Raw genomic sequence first — 6,436 nt, 5'->3', positions numbered from 1 at the left:
CTTGATCGGAGAATCCCTAATAGATTGCGCATAGCTTTCCTGTTCAGCCACATTAGCCAAATGTGTGGCACAAGTAGAGCACGGTGGAAAATTAGCGCCCTTGGTAGCGTTACCATCCATTTCAACACCCTCCAGCAAGGGTTGTTTTCAAAGGTGTACGCCTGACGTTAATTTACTTAGTGTTTGTAAGATACTGTCATTTTTACTAGGTTCAGCAACCGCCGAAACCCGCGAGGCCATGGCCAACCGTGCCATAGGTGTAGCGCAGAACCTGTGGGAGCTGGCTTGCCAGCGATCGAGCGCGCAGCGGTCGCAATCCAAACGCCGCCTGCAGTGCTGGCTGTACCGGCCTCATCGCGGTCTAGGTGCTTGCCAAACGGCTTGTGGCGCCCTTGAGATCGAGCGCCGACGTGCCATGGCCTGTGAGAACGGTGTTGTCAGCCTTGGTGCCCCGCGATAGCTACCTCAAGGCCACTACCGGCTCGACCACCTTGGGCCGCGGCTTGCGAAACACCAGCACGTTACCCAGCATCACCAGCACCAGGCCCGCCAGTGCCGGCGCCGTCCACTGGTAGCCCTCGTAGAACGCCGAGACATTCAGCGCCACCAACGGGAACAACACCGTGCAATACGCCGCCCGCTCCGGGCCCATGCGCCCGACCAGGGTCAGGTAGGCGGTAAAGCCGATCACCGAGCCCGGGATCACCAGGTACAACAGCGAACCGATGTAACGCGTGTTCCATTCCATGGCAAACGGGATACCGCTGACCAGGCAATACAGCGCAAGCATGCTGGCGCCATAGAGCATGCCCCAGGCGTTGGTGGTCATCGGCCGCAAGCCGGCTTTCTGTTGCAGGCTAGAGAGCATGTTGCCGGCCGAAAAACACAGAGTACCGAGCAGGGCCAGGCCCAGGCCGATGAGGGTTTCACGGCTGGCGGCATGCCCGGCCAGCTCGGGCCAGAACAACAGCCCTAGCCCCGCCAAGCCCAATGCCCCGCCGGCCATCACGTTGACGGCAATCTTCTGGCCAAGAAACAGACGTGCATTGAGCGCATTCCACAAGGTCGCGGTGGAAAACACCACGGCGATCAGGCCGCTGGGAATCCACTGGCTGGCGGTCAGGAAACACATGAAGTTGACGCAGAACAGGCACAGCCCCTGGGCCAGACAAATCAGGTGACCACGGCGGTTCATCCGTTGCAGGCGACGACTGAGCACCAGGATGACAAACAGCACCAGTGCCGCCAGGGCAAAGCGGTAGACGATCGACACAGGAATGGCGACCACCCCCAGTTGCAGCTTCAGGGCAATCCAGGTGGTGCCCCAGATCAGCACAGTGAGCAGGTATAACGACAGGTTCATGGCAGCACTCCTCGATTCCAGGCCACCAGTGTGCAACTGCGTCCTTAGCCGGCACTTGCACATTCTTGCGCTTTTGCGCGGCCGGCAGCTGTCAGCCCAGGCACGGCGGAGTAGGATGGCCAGCAGAGGTAGGAACCATGACGTCGTTGGACCAGCTGCAAGTCTTCAAAGCCATGCACGACTCGCCCCATGCCCGCCTGGAGCACAGCGCGCACCTGGGTGACGGCCTGGCTGCAGCCCTGTGGAACAACCGCCACGACGCCCGCGACTACGAGGCCCCCAGCCACCACACCCTGTCGTGTTACATCGCCGACGGCACCGGCACCTTTCGCCGCGACCGCCCAGGCCACACCGGCGCGCCCGACAAACTGTGCATCATGCCGGCAGGCTCGGCTTCGCACTGGGTGGTCAACGGTTCGATCCGCCTGGCGCACCTGTACATCAGCCAGGAGCAGTTTGCCCTCGGTTGCATCAGCCTGCTGGACCGTGAGCCCCGTGAGCTGCAACTGCAGGAAGCGACCTTTCTCGACGACCCCGCGCAGGCCCGGCGCTTTCGGCAGCTGATTACCCTGGACTGGGACGAGCCCGCCGAACGCCTGCTGACCAGCAGCCTGGCCCACGAGATTCTTGACCACGCCGTGCTCAGCCAGGTCGGCCTGCGCCAGGGCCTGCGCCTGAAGGGCGGGCTGGCCGCTTACCAGCGCCGGCAACTGAGCGAGTATGTCGAAGCGCACCTGGATCAACCGCTGACCCTGGGCGAGCTGGCGGCGCTGTGCAACCTTTCGGAGTACCACTTTGCCCGGATGTTTCGCACAAGTTTCGGCCTGCCGCCACACCAGTACCTGCTGGCCCGGCGCCTGGCCAAGGCGCGTCAGTTGCTGCGCCACGGTCAACTGCCCCTGGGTGAGGTGGCCTTGCTCTGCGGCTTTGCCAGCGCCAGCCACTTCAGCACCCGCTTCCGTCAGGCCCTGGGGGCAACCCCCGGTGCCTACCGAGCGGCTTTCAGTACTTAGAACTCCAGGGTGCCGGACAGGCTGACCTGACGCGCATCGCCCACCGAGACAAAATTGCGGTTCACCGCCGAGCTGTAATAGGTGCGGTCGAACAGGTTCTTGACGTTCAACTGCAAGCGCACCTTGTGCTCGTCCAGCCGGGTTTCGTAACTGGCAAAGGCATCGGCGACGGTGTAGCCCGGCAACTCGAAATCATTTTCGGCGTTGCCCGCACGCTCACCGACATAGCGCGCACCGGCGCCCAGGCGCAGGCGGTCGCCACCGAACAGGCTGCCCACGTCATACACCGCTGACAACGAGCCGCTGTGGCGCGCCACGTTCTGCAGACGATTGCCCTCGAGCGCAGGGTCCTGAGTGACTTCAGCGTCGGTGAAGGCATAGTTGCCGATCAGGCTCCAGTGCTCGCTCAACTGGCCGCTCAGGTCGAGTTCTACGCCCCGCGAGCGCACCTCACCGGCGTTGCTGTAAAGGGTGTCGCCGGTTGCCGAGTCGAAGTTGGCCACCAACACATTGCGCTTGCGGATATCGAACAATGCCAGGGTGCCGGTCAGCGCTCCCGGCATGTCGAGCTTGGCACCCAGCTCCCAGGATTTACCCTCCTCCGGTTCGATACTCGAATCCAGCACCAGGCCACCGGTCAACGGGGCGATGCTGGAGTTGGGCTTGAACGATTCGGTGTAGCTGCCATAGAACGACAGCTGCTCGTCAACCTTGTACACCAGCCCCAGGCGCGGCACCCAGGCCTGGCCATTGTTGTTGGTGTTGGCCTTGAACGGCCGCCCGCGTCCGGCGATCTGGTCGTACATCTGGTAGCGCGCACCAGCGACCAGGATCCAGTGCTCGTCGAGGTGGATCGAATCCTGGAAGAACAGCGAATCGCTGCGCAGCTTGTCGGTTTGCGCACTGTCGCTGTCGCGCACGCTGGTGCCCTCGACTTCGCGGCCATACACCGGATTCAGGTAACTGAAGGTGCTCAGGCTATTTTGGCGGATCAGGTCGGCGCGGTAGATCTTGCGGTACTCGTTATCCAGGCCGAACAACAGGTCGTGCTGCATCCCCGCCAGTTGCACCTTGCCCTCAAGGCTTGCCGTGGCGAAACGGTCGCTGCTGAGGGCGCCATGGGTGCCGTCCATGCTCCGGGTCAGGGTGCCGCGGGCAGCATTGACGCCTGTCACCCGCACCTGGCTGGCGTCGTAGGTTTCGCGGTTGTAACTGAAGCCGAAGTGGGCTTTCCAGTCATCCGAGAGTTGATGATCGACTTCCAGGCGATAGAGGTCCGAGCGCCCTTGCATGTCGTTGAACGGCTCGTCCAGGCGTCGGGTACTGGGGATGTCCAGCGGGTGATGGGTGCGCGGGTCGATGGCCGTGCCGCGATCAAATGGATAGAGAAACTCGCGGTGCTCGTAGGCCAGCAGTACCTGGGTGTCTTCACCGAACCAGGCCAGCGACGGCGCCACCAGCGATTCGCGGTGGGTACCGAAGTTGCGCCAGTAGTCTTCGTCTTCATGGTCGAGCACCAGGCGGTAGGCGACGTTGCTCTGGCCCAGTGCACCGGTGCTGTCCAGGCCGCCGCCGCTACCATTCTTGCCACTGCCGTAACTGGAGCCGCGCAGATTCAAGGCGTTGTAGCGCTGCAGTTGCGGCCGTTTACTGACCACGTTGATCACCCCACCCGGGTCCTGGATACCGTACAGCAAAGAGGCCGGTCCCTTGAGCACTTCGACCCGCTCGGTGGTGGCATTGAGGCTGCGCCCCTGCACGATGGGCATGCCGTCGCGCATGATCGAGCCATCGCGGTTGTCGCCAAAGCCGCGCTTCATCACCGTGTCCTGGGTGCCGCCAAAGTTGTTGCCCTGGGTCACGCCGCTGACATTGGCCAGGGCATCGTCGAGGTTGCGCGGCGCCTGGTCCTTGAGCACCTGGGCCGGCACCACGTTGATCGCCTGGGGCGTTTCCATGATCGCTGCCTGGCTGCGCATCACCGAGCTGCCTTGCGGCGGCTGGTAGCTGTAATCGGCATCGGCTTGCGAGTTGACCGTGGTTGCATCGAGCTTGAGCGCACCACTGGCATCCAGCGCTTCGAGGGTCAGGGTGCGGGCGTCGACGCGGCGAAAGGCCAGGCCGCAATTGCCCAGCAGTTGTTGCAAGGCCTGCTCGGCACTGAGGCGGCCATTGAGCGCCGGTGCGTCGATCGCCGGCAGGTCGGTGGTGTAGATCACGCTTTGCCCGGTCAGGCGGCTGAAGTCATTGAGCGCCTGCACCAGCGGCTTGCTTGGCTGGGCAAACAGGTAGACCTGCTGCGCGGCCACCGCCCCCAGAGGTAGCGCGCTACCTGCGGCCAGCGCCGAGACACTGAGCCAGATTGAAAAGCCGCGCGCTGCCGAGGGTGTGAACTTCATGACCATAACCTGTGAAGGAGTGACATTTATGCGAATGAATCGCACTTTCACTCACTACACGGTTGTCGCGTGAACTTACCTCATCACTTTTCTGAAAATATTTTTCAGCGGATCAGCGTGACCCGTTCCAGCAAGGTATTGCGCTTGAACCCCAGCACCGCGCCAAGCGAGTCCAGCGCCGCCAGCGGCTGGTTGGCCGGGAAGCTGCCGCTGACCTTGCGTTTGCCCAGCTCGCTGTCGAGCACGATGATGCGCCCCGGGTAGTAGCGAGCCAGGTCATCGATCACTGTGCTCAGCGGCACCTGGTAGTAATTGAGCCAGCCCTGGCGCCAGGCCAGGCGCGACTCACTGTCCACCGCTTCGACGGCGCTGGCGGTGCCGTCGCGATAGGCAACCTGCTGCCCCCCATTCAACTGCTGTTGCAAACGCCCAGGCGCAGCGGTCACCGCCACCCGACCGTCGAGCACGGTGACCCGCGCGCCGCCATTGTGTTTGCGCACCTCGAAGCGAGTGCCCAGCACGCGTGTTTCGCCTTTGGCCGCTTCGACCACGAACGGCTCGCCGGTGTGGGTGACATGAAAGAACGCCGCGCCCCGACGGATAGTCACCTGGCGCTCACCATGGCTGAAATCCACAGATACGGCACTGCCGGCATCGAGGGTCATGTGCGAATTGTCGGCCAGCACCACTTCCTCGACCTGCCCTGGCGCCGTAACGTAATCCGCCTGCAAATCATCTAGCCAGTACGCCGGATGCCAACCCGCAGCAGTGCCCAGGGCCAGCACCAGGCAAGCGGCGGCAGCGAAGCTGGCAACACGGCGCCAGGTACGCCCCGCTGTCGGTTGCTGCATGGCGCGCAAATAGCCTTGCAGGGCCTGGTCATCCTCGGCCGCCAACAGGCTCGCCGGCGTTTCACTCAAGCGCCACAGCGTCTGGGCCTGGGCAAAGGCGCGGCCATGGGCCGCGTCTACCAGCAGCCAGCGCTTGAACTCGGCGCGCTCAGCCAGCTGCGGTTGCTCGTTGATCCGGCTCAGCCAGCCCAAAGCGGCCTGATGCTGCTCGGCGGTGATTTCGCTCATGGTGCTTTCCCTGGCTGGCGCGTGCTGGCTGGCGACAGTGCAACACTCGCCTTGCACGCCTCCAGGGCGCGCATCATGTGTTTTTCCACCGCGCTCTGGGACAGGCCCATGGCCTTGGCGATCTCGGCGTACTTGCGGCCGTGGATACGGTTGAGGAGAAAGATCTGCCGGGTACGTTCAGGCAGTTCACGCAGCGCCGCTTCGATGCGCTGCAGGTCGCTGTTCACTTCCAGTGCTACGTGCGGTGCGCTGACATGATCGTCGACCACCTCCAACTGCAGGCTGTCGTTGACCCGCTCGCGAGCGCCTTCGCGGCGCAAGTGATCGATAGCAATGTTACCGGCACAACGCAGCAGGTAGGTATCGAGCGCCTCGACCTTGACCTGCGGGCGGCGCCAGAAGCGCAGGAACAGTTCCTGGACCAGGTCCGAAGCCGTGGCCCGGCAGCCGATACGGCGGCTGACCAGGGCTTCCATCTGCGCCCGCTGGGCGAGGAACACCTGCACAAAACGCGCACGCCCGCTTGCCCCATCGGCGTCGTTGACACCTTCGGCGGGCAGATCGAGCGGCTCGTTGACCAAC

5 protein-coding genes are annotated in these 6,436 nt (G+C 63.3%); 1 reads left to right on the top strand and 4 read right to left on the bottom strand.

All coding sequences use genetic code 11. The features are described 5' to 3' along the window. Nucleotides 1-460: 460 nt before the first annotated feature. Nucleotides 461-1,363 carry a DMT family transporter gene (locus tag M5G17_RS15165; protein ID WP_273893710.1) on the bottom strand — a complete coding sequence of 301 codons (903 nt, stop codon included), beginning with the start codon at nucleotides 1,361-1,363 and terminating at the stop codon, nucleotides 461-463. A gap of 137 nt (nucleotides 1,364-1,500) precedes the next feature. Between M5G17_RS15165 and M5G17_RS15160 the strand changes: the two genes are divergently transcribed. After that, a complete protein-coding gene (locus M5G17_RS15160; RefSeq protein WP_273893709.1) occupies nucleotides 1,501-2,376 on the top strand; it encodes an AraC family transcriptional regulator in 876 nt (291 codons plus the stop codon). Here M5G17_RS15160 and M5G17_RS15155 read toward each other — a convergent pair. The 3 genes from M5G17_RS15155 to M5G17_RS15145 all read right to left on the bottom strand — a co-directional run bounded on the left by M5G17_RS15155 (nucleotide 2,373) and on the right by M5G17_RS15145 (nucleotide 6,435). After that, complete coding sequence (locus M5G17_RS15155) at nucleotides 2,373-4,775, bottom strand: TonB-dependent siderophore receptor (RefSeq protein ID WP_273893708.1); 2,403 nt, start codon at nucleotides 4,773-4,775, stop codon at nucleotides 2,373-2,375. The two genes, M5G17_RS15160 and M5G17_RS15155, sit on opposite strands and share 4 nt — an antisense overlap. A gap of 104 nt (nucleotides 4,776-4,879) precedes the next feature. Next, nucleotides 4,880-5,854 (bottom strand): FecR family protein, encoded by a 975-nt coding sequence (locus M5G17_RS15150; RefSeq protein WP_273893707.1) that lies wholly within the window; start codon nucleotides 5,852-5,854, stop codon nucleotides 4,880-4,882. Further along, nucleotides 5,851-6,435 (bottom strand): RNA polymerase sigma factor, encoded by a 585-nt coding sequence (locus M5G17_RS15145; RefSeq protein WP_420793357.1) that lies wholly within the window; start codon nucleotides 6,433-6,435, stop codon nucleotides 5,851-5,853. The genes M5G17_RS15150 and M5G17_RS15145 overlap by 4 nt, the downstream gene beginning before the upstream one ends. Between the last annotated feature and the right edge of the window lies 1 nt (nucleotide 6,436).

The sequence above is a fragment of the Pseudomonas rubra genome (assembly GCF_028656935.1).
GTDB lineage: Bacteria > Pseudomonadota > Gammaproteobacteria > Pseudomonadales > Pseudomonadaceae > Aquipseudomonas > Aquipseudomonas rubra.
This window is presented reverse-complemented; position numbering and strand designations above follow the sequence as displayed.

Bases quoted from the DNA above. Each gene is read 5' to 3' on its own strand.
- M5G17_RS15165 (WP_273893710.1), bottom strand. From the start codon at position 1,363: ATGAACCTGTCGTTATACCTGCTCACTGTGCTGATCTGGGGCACCACC.
- M5G17_RS15160 (WP_273893709.1), top strand. From the start codon at position 1,501: ATGACGTCGTTGGACCAGCTGCAAGTCTTCAAAGCCATGCACGACTCG.
- M5G17_RS15155 (WP_273893708.1), bottom strand. From the start codon at position 4,775: ATGAAGTTCACACCCTCGGCAGCGCGCGGCTTTTCAATCTGGCTCAGT.
- M5G17_RS15150 (WP_273893707.1), bottom strand. From the start codon at position 5,854: ATGAGCGAAATCACCGCCGAGCAGCATCAGGCCGCTTTGGGCTGGCTG.